Consider the following 15,497-nt stretch of genomic DNA (forward strand, 5'->3'; position numbering starts at 1 on the left):
GTCGGGCGCCCGGCGCGAGGTGCGCGTCGCCGCCGCCCCCGGCTCGGATCGCTCGGCCGGGCTCGACCCGCGCCTGAGCGAACGTTCGCCCCAGGGGCCGCTGCCGCGCGTCGCCGCCGACGGCCGCAAGCCTTACGAGGCCTATGGCCGCAGCTTCCGGCCACCGGCCGGCAACGAGGCCAACCTGCCGCAGGTAGCGATCCTGATCGGCGGGCTCGGCATCGGACAGAACAGCACGGCCGAGGCGATCAGCAAGCTGCCGGGTGCCGTGTCGCTGGCCTTCACGCCCTACGGCGCCGACCTCGAGCGGGTGGTCTCGCGCGCACGCGCCGAGGGGCACGAGGTGTTCCTGCAGGTCCCGATGGAGCCGCTGGACTTTCCGGAGAACGATCCCGGCCCGCAGACGCTCCTCACCACGCTCTCCGTCGAGCGCAACACCGAGCGGCTGCACTGGGCGATGAGCCGGTTCCAGGGCTATGCCGGCATCGTCAACTACATGGGTGCCAAGTTCACCGCCGCCGAAGGCGCGCTGGCGCCGATCCTGCGCGAGACGGCGCGGCGCGGCCTGATGGTGGTGGACGATGGCACCAGCGCCCGCAGCCTGGTGCCGCAGCTCGCCGGCACGCTGCAGCAGCCGATGGCCCGCGCCGACCTGCAGATCGACCGCGTGCCGACGCCGGCCGAGCTCGACGCCCAGCTCGCCCGGCTGGAGGCGCGCGCCCGCGAGCGTGGCTTCGCCTTCGGCGTCGGCGCGGCCCTGCCGGTCACCATCGACCGCGTCAGCCAATGGGCGCGGGCGCTGGAAAGCCGCGGATTGCTGCTGGTTCCGGTGACCAGCGCGGTGGCGCGCCGCGCGCCGGCTGGCTAAGATGCCGGCCCGTGTCGTGATTTCGAAATGGCTTCATTTTGATGTCGGGCACGGAGCGAACTTCGAAATCGAAACGACACCGGCTATCAGTAAGCTGCCGGTGTCCCGAACCGGACATTCGCTCCGCGCGCGCCGTTGGCCGAGGCGAATTTCAGGTTCGGGACACTCGTATTGACCGGACATGCGCCATGGCCCGCTTCGAAGACCTGCCCTACCGCCCCTGTGTCGGGGTGGTGCTGATCAACCGTGACGGCCTCGTCTTCGCTGGCAAGCGCCGCGGTCCCGCTCCCGAACATGTCGACGGCACGCATGCTTGGCAAATGCCGCAAGGCGGCATCGATGCCGGCGAGGCGCCGCTCGCCGCGGCGACGCGCGAGCTCTACGAAGAAACCAATGTCCGCTCGGCGACCCTGCTCGCCGAGGCGCCGGAATGGTTCGCCTACGACCTGCCGCCGGTCGTCGCCGGCCAGGCCTGGCGCGGGCGCTACCGCGGCCAGACCCAGAAATGGTTCGCCTTCCGCTTCGACGGCGAGGACAGCGAGATCGACGTCGCCCGGCCGGGCGGCGGCGCCCACAAGCCCGAATTCGAGGCCTGGCGCTGGGAGCATCTCGACGCCATGCCGGGCCTGATCATTCCATTCAAGCGCGGTGTCTACGAGCGCGTGGTGCAAACCTTCAAGCCGTTCACCCGTTGAGCGGCGAACGCCGCGCGGCCGGGCCTTAGGGGTTCTTCCGCATCGCATCCGGCGGTGATCGGGTTAGCCTTGCCGGCATCACCCCACGCCGCCGGGAGGCCACCATGGACAGGCCATTTGCCATCGACCGCCGCAGTCTCGTCGCCGGCGCCGCCGTGCTGGTCGCGAGCAGTCCCGGCTCATCGGCGCAGACACAGGACCGCCCCATGATCGACGCCAGGACCGCCCTCATCGTCGTCGACGTTCAGAACGACTTCTGTCCCGGAGGCCGGCTCGCCGTGCCGCGCGGCGACGAGGTGGTCGCCGTCGTCAATGCCATCGGCACGCGCTTCGCCAATGTGGTCCTGACCCAGGACTGGCACCCGGCCGGGCACAAGTCCTTCGCCTCGAGCCATCCCGGCAAGAAGCCGTTCGAGCTCGTCGACATGCCCTATGGCCCGCAGGTGCTGTGGCCCGACCACTGCATCTGGAACAGCGAGGGCGCGGCCTTCCATCCGGCGCTGGCGCTGCCCCACGCCCAGACCATCGTGCGCAAGGGCTACCGGCCCGAGGTCGACAGCTATTCCGGCTTCCTGGAGGCCGACCGGCGCACGCCGACGGGGCTCGGCGGCTATCTGAAGGAGCGTGCCATCACGCGCGCCGTGGTGGTCGGGCTCGCCACCGATTTCTGCGTCGGCTGGACCGCGCAGGACGCGGCCAAGGCCGGCCTCGAGACCTTCGTCGTCGAAGAGGCCTGCCGGGCGATCGACCTCAACGGGTCGCTCGCCAAGGCCTGGACCGACATGGCCGCCGCCGGGGTGAAGCGCATCAAGGTGGCCGACCTGCCGGCCTGACAATCGACCCGTCCTCCGGAAGCCGGACGGTGCGCTGGATATCCATCAGTCGAGCAATTTCACGGCCGTTGCGACCGGCAGCAACCGGCTGATCGGGCGGCTGGCAAGAGGCGTGAAACCGAACCGTCGATGGAAGCGCGGAGTATCTTCGTCCTGCGCATCGACGAGGATCGGGAACACCGCCGTCTCCGCCCGTGCGACGCGCATGATCGCGTCGAACAGCAAGGCCGCGCCCAGGCCTTGGGCGCGATACCGGTGATGCCGGCAGCACCCGATCGCGGGGCAGGCGCGCGGCGTCCGCCTCGGGCAATTCCGACATCGGCATGCCGGCGGCGGCGGCGTGCAGTAGCCGGCGACGATGGGATCTTCCGCCGGCAAAGCGACGCTGCAATGCACCGCCGGATGACCTGGCCGACCCGCGCGCGGAAACAGCGATCGAGCGCATTCCACCCCGCAGGAAAAGACCGCGCGATCATGCCCGGCCGCCAGTGGCCGGACAACGAAGCGAGCGGTCGCTGCGATCGCTGCACGCGGAGCCGATGCGCGTCACGCGCTTTGCGAGGCGCGGCCTTCGGTACAGGGGGCCGGTGAGCGCCGACGCGAGCGCCTGTTTGTCATCGCCTGACAGGGGCGATGCGGATCTCCGTGATCGTCCCTCGCCGCGGCCTCATGGGCGGCGGTGACGACGAGATCACCCAAGGTTCGTACGGCTCATCACCGGACATTCCAGGATGGCTCGCGGCGATCCGGCGCGCCGCCGCGCATTCCCGTGGGGGCGGCCCGGCCGCCATTTGTCCCGCGGCCGATCCATCCGGTCCAAAAAAGCAAGGGCCGCCCTGCAGGCGGCCCTTGAACTATCCGTCTGACGCCGACGCTCAGTGCGTCGACTTGTCAGTGCGTCGACTTGTCAGTGCGTCGACTTGGCGGTGGCGAGCACGGCCTTGACGCTGTTCAGCTGGTCGAGCTTCTGCGCCGCCTTGGCGCGCGCCGCGTCGTCCTTGGCGTCGGCGAGATCGTCCTGAGCGTCCTTGATCTCGGCGTCGATCTGGTCGGCGCGCAGGTCCTCGACCGCCGTCGCCGTCTCGGCGAGCACGGTCAGGGTGCCTTCGGCCACCTCGGCGAAACCGCCGCGGACATAGAGCCGCTTCGGCTGGCCGTCGCCATGGATCGTCAGGATGCCGGGGCGCAGCGAGGAGACGAAGGGCGCGTGGTTGGCCAGCACGCCGAAGTCACCTTCCGAGCCCGGCACGACGACCTGCTCGACGGCGCCGGAGAAGAGCTGCCGCTCGGGGCTGACCAGTTCGAATGTAAAGGTCGTCATGAATGCGGTCCCTCAATCGCTAAAGGATCAGGCCGCTTCCGCGGCGAGCTTGCGGCCCTTCTCGACCGCTTCCTCGATGGTGCCGACCATGTAGAAGGCGGCTTCCGGGAGGTAGTCGTACTTGCCGTCGCAGAGGTCGCCGAAGCCCTTGATGGTGTCCTTCAGGTCGACGAACTTGCCCGGCGAGCCGGTGAACACTTCGGCGACGTGGAACGGCTGCGACAGGAAGCGCTCGACCTTGCGGGCGCGGGCCACCGTCAGCTTGTCCTCTTCCGACAGCTCGTCCATGCCGAGGATGGCGATGATGTCCTGGAGCGACTTGTAGCGCTGCAGCGTCTGCTGGACCTTGCGGGCCACCTGGTAGTGATCCTCGCCGATGACGCGCGGGTCGAGCATGCGCGAGGTCGAGTCGAGCGGGTCGACCGCCGGATAGATGCCCTTTTCCGCGATCGAGCGGTTGAGCACGGTGGTCGCGTCGAGGTGGGCGAAGGAGGTCGCCGGCGCCGGGTCGGTCAAGTCGTCGGCCGGGACGTAGATGGCCTGCACCGAGGTGATCGAGCCCTTCTGGGTGGTGGTGATGCGCTCCTGCAGCGCGCCCATGTCGGTGGCGAGCGTCGGCTGATAGCCCACCGCCGAGGGGATGCGGCCGAGCAGAGCCGACACTTCCGAGCCGGCCTGGGTGAAGCGGAAGATGTTGTCCACGAAGAACAGCACGTCCTGGCCCTGGTCGCGGAAGTCCTCGGCGATCGTCAGGCCGGAGAGCGCGACGCGCGCGCGGGCGCCCGGGGGCTCGTTCATCTGGCCGAACACCAGGGCGCACTTGGAGCCCTCGCCGCCGCCCTTCTTGTTGACGCCCGATTCGATGAACTCGTGATAGAGGTCGTTGCCTTCGCGGGTGCGCTCGCCGACGCCGGCGAACACCGAATAGCCGCCGTGGGCCTTGGCGACGTTGTTGATCAGCTCCTGGATGAGCACGGTCTTGCCGACGCCGGCGCCGCCGAACAGGCCGATCTTGCCGCCCTTGGCGTAGGGCGCCAGGAGGTCGACGACCTTGATGCCGGTGACGAGGATCTCGGCCTCGGTCGACTGCTCGGCGAAGGACGGCGCCGGCTGGTGGATGGCGCGCGTGCGCTCGGTCTTGACGGGACCGGCTTCGTCGATCGGCTCGCCGATGACGTTGAGGATGCGGCCGAGCGTCTCGGCGCCGACCGGCACGGCGATCGGCTGGCCGGTATCGGTCACGTCCTGACCGCGGACGAGGCCTTCGGAGGTGTCCATGGCGATGCAGCGCACGGTGTTCTCACCGAGGTGCTGAGCCACTTCCAGCACCATGCGGGCGCCGTTGTTGGTGGTCTCCAGCGCGTTCAGGATCTGCGGCAGGTGATTGTCGAACTGCACGTCGACAACGGCGCCGATGACCTGGGTGATGCGGCCAACGGTGCCCGCTCCAGCGGCCGTCGCGCTCGTCGCTTTCTTCGCCATGATACGGTCCTCGATCTAACTTTTCGGCTTCAGAGCGCTTCGGCGCCCGAGATGATTTCAATGAGTTCCTTGGTGATCATCGCCTGACGCGCGCGGTTGTACTTGAGCGTCTGCTTCCTGATCATTTCGCCGGCATTCCGGGTCGCGTTGTCCATGGAGGTCATCTGCGCGCCGTAGAACGAGGCGTTGTTCTCCAGGAGGGCCCGGAAGATCTGCACCGCGATGTTGCGCGGCAGAAGATCGGACAGGATCTCGCCCTCGCCGGGCTCGAACTCGTAAGGGGTGCGGCTGCCGCTGGCATCGCCGGCAACCTCGGCCGGGATGATCTGGCGCGCGGTCGGCTCCTGGGCGATCACCGACTTGAACCGGGAGAAGAACAGCGTGGCGACGTCGAACTCGCCGGCGTCGAACAGCTTGAGGATCTCCTGCGCCACCTGCTCGGCCTGGGCATAGGCGAGCTGGCGCACGGCACGGAACTCGAGATAGCCGACGATCTGCTTCTCGAACTGGCGGCGGATCAGTTCGTAGCCCTTGCGGCCGACGCAGAAGAACTTGACCGTCTTGCCTTCGGCCTGCAGCGCCAGCGCCTTCTCCCGGGCGAGACGCACGATCGAGGTGTTGAAGGCGCCGCACAGGCCACGCTCGCCGGTGCAGACGAGCAGCAGGTGTACGTCCGACTTGCCGGTGCCGGTCAGCAGCAGCGGCGCATCCGCGCCGGCGACCGAACCGGTCAGGTTGGCGAGCACCGCTTCCATCTTCTCGGCATAGGGGCGGGCCGCCTCGGCAGCCGTCTGGGCCCGCTTCAGCTTCGCCGCGGCCACCATCTGCATGGCCTTGGTGATCTTCTGCGTCGCCTTGACCGACGAGATGCGGTTTCTGAGATCCTTCAAGCTCGGCATCAGCCGACATCCCTTCTGGCTTCGATGGCCTCACCCACCTTGCGGCGGAAGGTCAGCGGATCAGCAATTCTCTTGATGGGCGTGGCGTTGATGCCCGTGCCGTGGATCGTCACGTGCCCGAAGTTCAGAAGCCGGCCCCAGAAGGTCTGATCGACCGAGATCGAATCGACCTTCTCGAGCCGTTGCTCGATGGTGGAACGGGCGATCAGGCCCCATTTCGCCACCACCTTGCGCGAGGTCACCGCCAGTTCCGTCGCCCGGGTCAGGATCCAGGCGCCCAGCAGCCAGACGAGGCCGGCTGCCAGAACCACCGCCCCGTAGGGCGGCAGCAGAACGGTCGCGACCAGGCCGACGAGCACGGCCACGATAGGCCAGGCATAGGCGATCCAATGGATCGTGGCTTGGTGCACGACCGTCTCGCCCGGACCTAAGCTATCGGTGACGTAGCTCATGGACGGCCCGCGATCAGGCGAAGGACGCCGCGAAGCTCTCCACCACGGCCTTCAGCTTGCCGGCGGTCTCGTCCGACAGATCCTTGGACGTGCGAATCGCCTCCAGGATCGTGCCTTCCGAGTGAAGCTTGCCGAGCAGGCCTTCCTCGAAGCCGCGCACGCGGTTGAGCGGCAGCTTGTCGAGATAGCCGTTGGTGCCGGCCCAGATGACGCAGACCTGCTCCTCCATCTTGAGCGGCGAGTACTGGTTCTGCTTCAGAAGCTCGGTGAGGCGCGAGCCGCGGTTCAGGAGGCGCTGCGTGGTCGCATCGAGGTCCGAACCGAACTGGGCGAAGGCGGCCATTTCGCGGTACTGGGCGAGCTCGCCCTTGATCTTGCCGGCGACCTTCTTCATCGCCTTGGTCTGGGCCGAGGAGCCGACGCGCGACACCGACAGACCGACGTTCACGGCCGGGCGGATGCCCTGGAAGAACAGATCGGTCTCCAGGAAGATCTGGCCGTCGGTGATCGAGATCACGTTGGTCGGAATATAGGCCGACACGTCGTTGGCCTGGGTTTCGATGACGGGAAGAGCGGTCAGCGAGCCCTTGCCGGCATCGTCACCCATCTTCGCGGCGCGCTCGAGCAGGCGGGAGTGGAGATAGAACACGTCGCCCGGATAGGCTTCGCGGCCGGGCGGGCGGCGCAGCAGCAGCGACATCTGGCGGTAGGCGACGGCCTGCTTGGACAGGTCGTCATAGATGATGACCGCGTGCATGCCGTTGTCGCGGAAGAACTCGCCCATGGCGCAGCCGGAGAAGGGCGCCAGGAACTGCATCGGCGCCGGGTCGGAAGCGGTCGCGGCGATCACGATCGAATATTCGAGCGCGCCGTTCTCTTCCAGAGCCTTGACGAACTGGGCGACCGTGGAGCGCTTCTGGCCAACGGCGACATAGACGCAGTAGAGCTTGGCGCTCTCGTCATTGCCCTGGTTGAGCGGCTTCTGGTTGAGGATGGTGTCGAGCGCGATCGCGGTCTTGCCGGTCTGGCGGTCGCCGATGATCAGCTCGCGCTGGCCGCGGCCGATCGGGATCAGCGCGTCGATCGACTTCAGGCCGGTGGCCATCGGCTCGTGCACCGACTTGCGCGGAATGATGCCGGGCGCCTTGACGTCGACGCGGGCGCGCTTGTCGGCGACGATCGGCCCCTTGCCGTCGATCGGATTGCCGAGCGCGTCGACCACGCGGCCGAGCAGGCCCTTGCCGACCGGCACGTCGACGATGGCGCCGGTGCGCTTGACGGTGTCGCCTTCCTTGATGTCGCGGTCGTTGCCGAACAGCACGATGCCGACATTGTCGACTTCGAGGTTCAGCGCCATGCCGCGGATGCCGTTGTTGAACTCGACCATCTCGCCCGCCTGGACGTTGTCGAGACCATAGACGCGGGCGATACCGTCACCGACGGACAGCACCTGGCCGACTTCCGAGACTTCCGCCTCTTGGCCGAAGTTCTTGATCTGGTCCTTGAGGATCGCAGAGATTTCAGCGGCGCGGATGTCCATCAGCCGACCTCTTTCATGGCGTTTTTAATAGAATTGAGCTTGGTGCGGAGCGAAGTGTCGATCATGCGCGAGCCGACCTTGACGATCAGCCCACCGAGAATGGCCGGATCCACCTTCACATCGATCCTGGGTTCCTTGCCGAGCACGTCCTTCAGCGCCTCGGTCAGCGTCTTGGCGTGGGCGGCCGAGAGCTCCTCGGCGACCGTCACCTCGGCGGTCACCTCGCCGCGCGCCTGGGCGACCAGGGCGTTGAAGCCGCGGATGATGCCCTCGACGGCGAACAGGCGACGATTGGACGCAACCACCTTGATCAGATTGCCGGCGAGACCGCCGATCTTGGCCTGATCGAGAATGGCGGTGATCGCCTTGACCTGATCGTCGGCGGCGAAGACCGGGCTCTGGACCAGTCGCTTCAGATCGTCGGAACCATCGAGAAGAGCCTGGAAGCGGCCGAGATCGGCGGCAACCGCATCGATCTGTCCTGCCTCGGTCGCCAGTTCAAAAAGAGCAGAGGCATAACGCCCTGCCATGCCCGAAACGGTCTTATCTTCGACGGCCACCGCGTGTCTCTCGCGCTCGGCGCCGAGCCATTTCGTTCAGACCTTCGGCCGCACTCGCGTGTGACAGCCGCAAACCCTTGGCTCGACTGGGGAATTGATAACCGGAGAGAATGCGCTGGTGCGCCTGCCCCCCAAGGTCGCGTGTCCGTTAGCACACGTATTCCCGTGGTGCAACGGCACTTAGGGGCGGATCCGGTGCGCAAGAGACGGCAATCCCGGGCAAAAAGGCCACATGCCGCGGAATGGTCCGGATCGTCGCAGGCGGCACCGGCGGGACGGGCCGTGTCAGGCCGCGGGATGGACGGCGAGCCGCACCAGGGCCCGCGGCACCACCGCGCCCGGCCGGACGAGGCGGTCGCTCATGAGAATGCCGTCGAGGTGATCGATCTCGTGCTGAACGAGCTCGGCGAGGGCGGGATCGAGCGCTGCCGACCGGACGGCGCCGCCGTCGGAACGCGCGCATTGGAACCCGACGGAGCGGTGTCGCATGACCGCCATGCAGAGGTCTGGCAGGCTGAAGCAGTCGTCCCAGACCGGCATCAGCGCCTCGGATCGCCAGGTGATCTCGGGATTGACGGCGACGAAATGCCCGAGCGCGCAATCGAAGGCGATCAGGCGGAAGGGCGAGCCGATCTGCGGACCGGCGAGCGCGCGGCCGAAACCGAGCCGGCGACGAAGGTCGGCGAGTGTGTCGGCGAGATCGCGGGCGTCGTCCCGCCAGTCGTCGCGGTCGAGGTCCACCGGCCGGGCCGGACGGCGCAGCCGCGGGTCGCCGAAAGCGAGGACCGGCCTGACCGGCACCGCTCAGGCTTCCGCGGCAGGCATGTTGCCGCCGCACAGGACGGTTGCCACGGTCTTGCCGGCGAAACGGCCGGCGCGGGACATGACGGCGGCAAGGCCTGCCGCGCCCGCCGGTTCGACGATCAGGCCGTAGTGCCGGCGACAGAGGGCCATGGCTTCGCCGATCGCCGCCTCGTCGACCGCCAGGACCTCGTCCACCGTCGTCCGCATGCAGGCGAGGGCATAGTCGACCGGCTCGCGCACCGCGATGCCGTCGGCCATCGTTTCGGCCCGCGCGGTGGTCTCGATCCGGCCGCGCTCCCAGGACAGCTTCATGGCCGGGGCCGCGGCGGCAACCACGCCGATGACCCGCACCGCCGGCCGCGCCGTGCGCATCCATGCGCCCATGCCGGTGAGCAGGGCGCCATTGCCGAGCGGCACGACCAGCGTGTCGAGGCCCGCCTGGCGCCGGTCGAGCGTTTCGGTGATCTCGCGGGCGATGGTGCCGGCGCCTTCGGCGATCAGGCGCTCGCCGCCGTCCTCGACGAAGATCAGGCCCTCCGCGGCGGCGAACCGGCGCGCCGCGGCCTTGGCGGCGTCGAAATCGGCACCGTCGAGGACGACGGTCGCGCCCAGCCGCCGCATGGCCGCGACCTTGCCCGGATTGGCGGCCGCCGCCGCGAAGACGGTGAGCCGGCGGCCGCGCCGCCGCGCGGCATAAGCAAGACCCTGGCCGAAATTGCCGGCGGAGGCGGAAACGATCGGCCGGTCGGATGCGCCAAGGTGGGCCAGCCACCAGTCGGTGCCGCGCCCCTTGAAGGAGCGAATCGGGTTGAGCGTCTCGACCTTCGCGAGCAGCCGGCAGCCGAGCGCGGCATTGGCCTCGTCATGTTCGACGAGCGGCGTGTCGAGGAAGATCGGGTCGATCCGGCCGGCCGCGGCCGCGATCCCCTCGGCAGTGGGAGGCATCAGGTTGCTCATGCACTCTTGCTATCAAGTCCGTCTGGGTGAAAATCCCGAAAATGGCGGACAGATCGGGCGGAATTCCCAAAAGATGCAGCGAACGGGGGCGATCATGGAGCTGACTGGCCACGACAGGGCGATCCTGCGGGAGATGCAGCGCGATGCCGGGCAGACGATCGGCGAGCTTGCCGACAAGGTCGGCCTGTCGCCGTCCTCGACCCAGCGCCGGCTGCAGCGGCTCAGGGACGAAAAGGTCATCCTGCGCGATGTCTCGATCGTCGAGCCGCGCAGCCTCGGGGCGAGCGTCACCCTGCTGGTCGAGCTGGAGCTCGAACGCGACCGCCCCGAGCTCCTGCCCTCGCTCCATCACTGGATCTCACGCACGCCGGACGTGCAGCAGGCCTGGTGCCTTACCGGCCGCGGCGACTACACGCTGGTGGTGGTGACGGCATCGATCGACACATTCGACGTCCTGGCCGACCGCATGATGGCCGACAATCCGAACATCCGGAAATTCACCACCAGCGTGGTGCTCAAGCAGCTCAAGCGATCGCTGGAGGTGCCGGTCTGACGGCGGCCCGGACGCAGCGTCGCGCAGCAGGACGCGGGCCGGAACCGCATGGCACCGTTGCGCGACAGGCCATAGGAAAAACCTATGGATGCCCGACCAATGACGATTTGCCCGTCGCCGGCCGGCTCAGGAAGATCCCCGGCGCACTTGGACATCAGGGGGATTTCGATGGTTCCGACACGTCGCGCCTTGCTGAAGACTGCCGCCGCCTCGGTCGCGGCGGCCGCGTGGCCGCTCAACGCGCCGGCCATCGGCCAGACCGCCGGCCGGCGCGTCCTGCGGTTCGTGCCCCAGGCCAACCTGTCGGCGCTCGATCCGGTCTGGACCTTTGCCGCCGTCACCATCACCCATGGCTATTGCGTCTTCGATACGCTCTACGGCGTCGACGGCAAGCTTCATCCGCGGCCGCAAATGGCGGAGGGCGCGACGGTCTCGGACGACCAGCGGACCTGGCTGATCACCTTGCGCGAGGGCCTCGAGTTCCATGACGGCGAGCGCGTGCTCGCCCGCGACTGCGCCGCGAGCCTCGAGCGCTGGAGCAAGCGCGACCAGTTCGGCCAGACGCTCGCCGCGGCGACGGAGGCCTTCGAAGCCGCCGACGACCGGACCCTTCGGATCCGGCTGAAGCACCCCTTCCCGCTGCTGCTCGACGCCATCGGCAAGCCGCATTCCTCGCCGGCCTTCATCATGCCCGAGCGGCTGGCCAGGACCGACCCCATGACCCAGGTGACCGACATGGTCGGCTCGGGGCCGTTCCGCTTCAAGGCCGACGAATATGTGTCGGGCGCGCGCGCCGTCTACGAGCGCTTCGACCGGTACCGGCCGCGCGCCGAGCCGGCGGACTGGACCTCCGGCGGCAAGCGCGTGGAGATCGACCGCCTCGAATGGGCGATCATGCCCGATCCCAGCACGGCGGCGGCGGCATTGCAGACCGGCGAGATCGACTGGTGGGAGCAGGCACTGCCCGACCTGATCCCCCTGCTCGCCCGATCGCGCGACATCGGCATCCGCAACCAGGATCCTTACGGTTTCGTCGCGATGGCGCGCTTCAACGCCATCCAGCCGCCGTTCAACAACGCCAAGCTGCGCCAGGTTGCGCTGTCGGTGCTCCAGCAGGACGACTACATGCAGGCGATCGTCGGCACCGAGGCCGAGGCCTACCGGCGCTGCCGGACCATGCTGCCCTGCGGCATGCCGGGTGTGACCGAGCTCGGCGCCACGCAGATGCCGGCATCGCGCGACCTCGCCAAGGCGCGCGCGGCGGTCAAGGCCGCAGGCTATGCCGGCGAGAAGGTGGTCATCGTCAACCCGGTCGACTATCCCGCGATCAGCCCGCATGGACAGATCACCGCCGAGCTCCTGAAGTCGATCGGCTTCAACGTCGATCTCCAGGACATGGACTGGGGCAGCGTGCTGCAGCGCCGGCTGTCCAAGGAGCCGGTCGAACGTGGCGGCTGGAGCATCTACCACACCAACTGGCCGAGCGTTTCGATCGCCAATCCGGCGGTCAACACGACCATCCGGGGCGATGCCAACTGGACCGGCTGGTACAAGGACGACGAAACCGAGCGCCTGACCGCGGAATGGCTGGTCGCGACCGACCCGGCGCGCCAGCAGAGCCTCCTGGACGATATCCAGCGGCGCGCCCTGGACCAGGTGCCGATCCTGCCGCTCGGGCAGTTCTTCATCAAGACGGCGTTCCGCAAGTCCGTCCAGGGCGTCAAGGACGGCTCGGTCTGCTATTTCTGGGATGTGTTGAAAGCCTGACCATGACCCATCCAGCGGAGGCCGCCCCCGGCAGCTTCGACGTGATCATTCTCGGCGGCGGCTCGGCCGGATGCGTGCTGGCGGCACGCCTGTCCGAGGATGCGGCCCGCCAGGTCCTGCTGGTCGAGGCGGGACAGGACCTCGCTCCGGGCGCGGTCCCCGCGGTCATCGCCTCGCCCTATCCCGGCCGCGCCTATTTCAACAAGGACTGGACCTGGCCGGACCTCAGCGTCGCCATGGGCATCGGCGGGGGCGAGCACGACCGGGCCGCGCCGCGGCCCTACGAACAGGCGCGCATTCTGGGCGGCGGCTCGTCGATCAACGGCATCGGCGCCAATCGCGGCGCGCCGGCCGACTATGACGAATGGGCGGCGGAAGGCGCGAAGGGCTGGAACTGGGACAATGTCCTGCCCTTCTTCCGCAAGCTCGAACACGATCTCGACTACCAGGACGGCAATACGCTCCACGGCCATCTCGGCCCGATCCCCGTGAAGCGTGTCCCGCGCACGCTCCATGCCGGCTTCGTGCGGCATGTCGAAGCCGAGCTCGAGGCCCAGGGCTATGCCGCGCGCGACGACCAGAACGGCGCCTGGGAGGACGGCGTCTATCCGATCGCCACCAATCTCGACGAAGGCAACCGGCGGGTTTCGGCCGCCGTCGGCTATCTCACCGCGACGGTCCGCGCGCGGCCGAACCTGACGATCTGGACCGACAGCCATGTCGAGCGGATCCTGATGGACGGCGTCAGGGCCGTCGGCGCCCGCCTGTCACGCGCGGGCCGTTCGCTGGAGGTCAGGTCCCGTCTGGTCGTCGTCAGCTGCGGCGCGCTTCATTCGCCGGCCGTGCTCATGCGCAGCGGCATCGGCGCGCCGGACCACCTGTCGCGCCTCGGCATCGGCACCGTGGTGGGCCGGCCGGGCGTCGGCCGCAATCTGCAGGAGCATCCCTCGATCGGCGTCTCCGCCTATATCCCCGGGGAAAACCGGCTGCCGCGCGGCGACCACTATCATATCCAGGCGATCCTGCGCTGGTCCTCCGGGCTTGCCGGCGCACCGCGGGGCGACATGCATCTGGCCGTCAACGCGCGATCGGGCTGGCATGCGGTCGGCCATCGGATCGGAACGCTGTTCGGCTGGGTCAACAAGTCGGTCTCGCGCGGCTTCGTCACGCTCGCCTCGGCCGATCCGCGTGTCGAACCGCATGTCGATTTCCGGCTGCTGTCCGATCCCGCGGACCTGATGCGCCTCGCGGCGAGCTTCCGCCTTTCGGCCTCGATCCTGCAGGGCGTCGCGCTGCGCGGCGGCTGCCAGGACGCCTTTCCCTCGACCTATTCGGCGCGGGTGAAGAAATGGCTGCGCCCGGATCCGGTCAACGGCATCGCCATGGGCATCGTCGGACCGGCCATGGATGCGAGCGCCGGCCTGCGCCGGCTCGTCCTGAAGGCTGCCAATGACGGCACGCCCTCGGTCGAGGCCCTCATCGCCGACGAGGCCCTGCTTCACGCCTATCTCAAACTCAATGTCGGCGGCGTCTGGCACCCGTGTGGAACCTGCAGGATGGGCGACCCGGACGATCCGGCCGTCGTCTGCGACAGCCGCGGAGCGGTGGTCGGCACCGAAGGGCTGATCGTCTGCGACGCCTCGGTCATGCCGACCATCCCCTGCGCCAACCTCAACATCCCCGTGCTGATGATCGCCGAAAAAATCGCCGACCAGATCAGGCACGGCCCGCACGCCTGACGGCGGTCCTGCCGCGAGCGCTCGCCGCGCCGGGCGGCCGGCCTATCCGCGCCATTTGAGGCGCTCTTGCAGCTCCGCCTGCAGATGGCCGATGAAGGCGTCGGCGGCCCGCGAAATGGGGCGATGCGGCGCGACGAGCGCGTTCAGCGTCGCCCGCGCGCCCGACACGACCGGACGCTCGGCCACATCGGGAAACAGATCCCCGAGATTGGAGAAGGGATCGACGATCGCGACGCCGGCCTTGGCCTGAACCAGCGCCCAGGCCTGGGCGATATCGGTCACGGCGGCGACCGATCGGAAGGAAATGCCGGCTTCGGCGAACAGGCCGTTGGCGACCGGGGCAAGCCCCTTGCTGGACGCATAGGTGATCAGGGGGAAGCGGATGAGATCGGCAATGCGGATCTCGTCGAGCTCAGCCAGGGGGTGGCCGCTCGGGCAGATGCAGGTGAGCGGCGCCTTCACCAGTTCGCGCCGGACGACCCGCGGATCGTTGTCGTGGTAGAATGCCAGCCCGATCCCGTTCGCATCGGACAGGACGGAATCGACGAGATCGAAGTGCCGCCGGATGATCAGGCGCGACCGCACATCGGTCTTGGACGTGATGAAATCGCCGAGCAGCTTCGGCAGGATGTAGAGGCCGAGGGCCGATGTCGTGACGATGCTGACCGAACCGAGCTGCGCGTCGCGCAGCAGCTCCGAGGAATGATTGAGGCTCGAAACCCGCTCGAAAATGGCCTGGGCTTCACCGAACAGGATCTGGGCCTCGGGGGTCGGGACGAGCCGGCCCTTGATCCGCGCGAACAGCCGATATTTGAGCTTCTCCTCCGTCCGCCGCAGCATCTCGGTCACGGAAGGCTGCGACAGGTTCAGGGACTTCGCCGCGCCGGTGATGGTCCCCGCGAGCATCACGGCCCTGAATATTTCCATCTGGCGCAGGTTCATCGTCGTTCCGGCAATCTGCGGTGCGGATTCCCCGCCCTCGGCGGGCCCGGATTTCCGGCAGGCCCACGTGCCATAACACGGCGGG

At 68.2% G+C, this 15,497-nt stretch carries 16 protein-coding genes; 6 read left to right on the forward strand and 10 right to left on the reverse strand.

Annotated features, from left to right (window positions below):
* From OZ671_RS24695 to pncA, 3 genes are all read left to right on the forward strand, one after another.
* Positions 1-868, forward strand: an 868-nt coding sequence (locus OZ671_RS24695) for a divergent polysaccharide deacetylase family protein (RefSeq protein WP_268863187.1), incomplete at its 5' end; no start/stop codon positions are given.
* 188 nt (positions 869-1,056) lie between these two features.
* Positions 1,057-1,563 carry an RNA pyrophosphohydrolase gene (locus tag OZ671_RS24700; RefSeq protein WP_268863188.1) on the forward strand — a complete coding sequence of 169 codons (507 nt, stop codon included), beginning with the start codon at positions 1,057-1,059 and terminating at the stop codon, positions 1,561-1,563.
* Positions 1,564-1,667: 104 nt separating this feature from the next.
* Positions 1,668-2,396 carry a bifunctional nicotinamidase/pyrazinamidase gene (pncA, locus tag OZ671_RS24705; protein ID WP_038305140.1) on the forward strand — a complete coding sequence of 243 codons (729 nt, stop codon included), beginning with the start codon at positions 1,668-1,670 and terminating at the stop codon, positions 2,394-2,396.
* Between the two features lie 45 nt (positions 2,397-2,441).
* Here the strand turns inward: pncA and OZ671_RS24710 are convergent, their stop codons facing one another.
* The 9 genes from OZ671_RS24710 to OZ671_RS24750 all read right to left on the reverse strand — a co-directional run bounded on the left by OZ671_RS24710 (position 2,442) and on the right by OZ671_RS24750 (position 10,399).
* Positions 2,442-2,621 carry a hypothetical protein gene (locus OZ671_RS24710; RefSeq protein ID WP_268863189.1) on the reverse strand — a complete coding sequence of 60 codons (180 nt, stop codon included), beginning with the start codon at positions 2,619-2,621 and terminating at the stop codon, positions 2,442-2,444.
* Positions 2,622-3,303: 682 nt separating this feature from the next.
* A complete protein-coding gene (locus tag OZ671_RS24715; protein ID WP_038305142.1) occupies positions 3,304-3,717 on the reverse strand; it encodes a F0F1 ATP synthase subunit epsilon in 414 nt (137 codons plus the stop codon).
* Between the two features lie 27 nt (positions 3,718-3,744).
* Complete coding sequence (gene atpD / locus OZ671_RS24720) at positions 3,745-5,199, reverse strand: F0F1 ATP synthase subunit beta (RefSeq protein ID WP_103169534.1); 1,455 nt, start codon at positions 5,197-5,199, stop codon at positions 3,745-3,747.
* A 29-nt stretch (positions 5,200-5,228) separates the two neighbouring features.
* Positions 5,229-6,098: a F0F1 ATP synthase subunit gamma gene (locus tag OZ671_RS24725; protein ID WP_268863190.1), complete on the reverse strand. Its 870-nt coding sequence runs from the start codon at positions 6,096-6,098 to the stop codon at positions 5,229-5,231.
* Positions 6,098-6,550, reverse strand: coding sequence for a PH domain-containing protein (locus OZ671_RS24730; RefSeq protein WP_268863191.1), 453 nt, complete (start codon positions 6,548-6,550; stop codon positions 6,098-6,100). Before OZ671_RS24730 ends, OZ671_RS24725 begins: the two co-directional genes overlap by 1 nt.
* A 13-nt stretch (positions 6,551-6,563) precedes the next feature.
* Positions 6,564-8,090: a F0F1 ATP synthase subunit alpha gene (atpA, locus tag OZ671_RS24735; RefSeq protein WP_038305151.1), complete on the reverse strand. Its 1,527-nt coding sequence runs from the start codon at positions 8,088-8,090 to the stop codon at positions 6,564-6,566.
* Positions 8,090-8,650 carry a F0F1 ATP synthase subunit delta gene (locus tag OZ671_RS24740; RefSeq protein ID WP_268863192.1) on the reverse strand — a complete coding sequence of 187 codons (561 nt, stop codon included), beginning with the start codon at positions 8,648-8,650 and terminating at the stop codon, positions 8,090-8,092. Before OZ671_RS24740 ends, atpA begins: the two co-directional genes overlap by 1 nt.
* 285 nt (positions 8,651-8,935) lie before the next feature.
* Entirely contained in the window at positions 8,936-9,451 is a 516-nt protein-coding gene (locus tag OZ671_RS24745) for a peptide deformylase (protein WP_268863193.1), read from the reverse strand.
* Between the two features lie 3 nt (positions 9,452-9,454).
* A complete protein-coding gene (locus tag OZ671_RS24750; RefSeq protein ID WP_268863194.1) occupies positions 9,455-10,399 on the reverse strand; it encodes a threonine ammonia-lyase in 945 nt (314 codons plus the stop codon).
* A gap of 106 nt (positions 10,400-10,505) precedes the next feature.
* Here OZ671_RS24750 and OZ671_RS24755 point away from each other — a divergent pair, with 106 nt between their 5' ends.
* The 3 genes from OZ671_RS24755 to OZ671_RS24765 all read left to right on the forward strand — a co-directional run bounded on the left by OZ671_RS24755 (position 10,506) and on the right by OZ671_RS24765 (position 14,470).
* Positions 10,506-10,964 carry an Lrp/AsnC family transcriptional regulator gene (locus OZ671_RS24755; RefSeq protein ID WP_268863195.1) on the forward strand — a complete coding sequence of 153 codons (459 nt, stop codon included), beginning with the start codon at positions 10,506-10,508 and terminating at the stop codon, positions 10,962-10,964.
* 168 nt (positions 10,965-11,132) lie between these two features.
* Complete coding sequence (locus OZ671_RS24760) at positions 11,133-12,731, forward strand: ABC transporter substrate-binding protein (RefSeq protein ID WP_268863196.1); 1,599 nt, start codon at positions 11,133-11,135, stop codon at positions 12,729-12,731.
* Between the two features lie 2 nt (positions 12,732-12,733).
* Positions 12,734-14,470: a GMC family oxidoreductase gene (locus OZ671_RS24765; protein WP_268863197.1), complete on the forward strand. Its 1,737-nt coding sequence runs from the start codon at positions 12,734-12,736 to the stop codon at positions 14,468-14,470.
* 42 nt (positions 14,471-14,512) lie between these two features.
* On the opposite strand, the gene OZ671_RS24770 is transcribed toward OZ671_RS24765, so the two are convergent.
* Positions 14,513-15,412, reverse strand: a complete 900-nt coding sequence (locus tag OZ671_RS24770) for a LysR substrate-binding domain-containing protein (RefSeq protein ID WP_268863198.1) — start codon at positions 15,410-15,412, stop codon at positions 14,513-14,515.
* Positions 15,413-15,497 lie beyond the last annotated feature (85 nt).

It is taken from the genome of Phreatobacter sp. AB_2022a, assembly GCF_026847585.1.
GTDB lineage: Bacteria > Pseudomonadota > Alphaproteobacteria > Rhizobiales > Phreatobacteraceae > Phreatobacter.

Excerpts from the sequence above, each read along its gene's own strand:
- OZ671_RS24700 (WP_268863188.1), top strand. The coding sequence starts at position 1,057 with ATGGCCCGCTTCGAAGACCTGCCCTACCGCCCCTGTGTCGGGGTGGTG.
- pncA (WP_038305140.1), top strand. The coding sequence starts at position 1,668 with ATGGACAGGCCATTTGCCATCGACCGCCGCAGTCTCGTCGCCGGCGCC.
- OZ671_RS24715 (WP_038305142.1), bottom strand. The coding sequence starts at position 3,717 with ATGACGACCTTTACATTCGAACTGGTCAGCCCCGAGCGGCAGCTCTTC.
- atpD (WP_103169534.1), bottom strand. The coding sequence starts at position 5,199 with ATGGCGAAGAAAGCGACGAGCGCGACGGCCGCTGGAGCGGGCACCGTT.
- OZ671_RS24725 (WP_268863190.1), bottom strand. The coding sequence starts at position 6,098 with ATGCCGAGCTTGAAGGATCTCAGAAACCGCATCTCGTCGGTCAAGGCG.
- OZ671_RS24730 (WP_268863191.1), bottom strand. The coding sequence starts at position 6,550 with ATGAGCTACGTCACCGATAGCTTAGGTCCGGGCGAGACGGTCGTGCAC.
- atpA (WP_038305151.1), bottom strand. The coding sequence starts at position 8,090 with ATGGACATCCGCGCCGCTGAAATCTCTGCGATCCTCAAGGACCAGATC.
- OZ671_RS24750 (WP_268863194.1), bottom strand. The coding sequence starts at position 10,399 with ATGCCTCCCACTGCCGAGGGGATCGCGGCCGCGGCCGGCCGGATCGAC.
- OZ671_RS24755 (WP_268863195.1), top strand. The coding sequence starts at position 10,506 with ATGGAGCTGACTGGCCACGACAGGGCGATCCTGCGGGAGATGCAGCGC.
- OZ671_RS24760 (WP_268863196.1), top strand. The coding sequence starts at position 11,133 with ATGGTTCCGACACGTCGCGCCTTGCTGAAGACTGCCGCCGCCTCGGTC.
- OZ671_RS24765 (WP_268863197.1), top strand. The coding sequence starts at position 12,734 with ATGACCCATCCAGCGGAGGCCGCCCCCGGCAGCTTCGACGTGATCATT.
- OZ671_RS24770 (WP_268863198.1), bottom strand. The coding sequence starts at position 15,412 with ATGAACCTGCGCCAGATGGAAATATTCAGGGCCGTGATGCTCGCGGGG.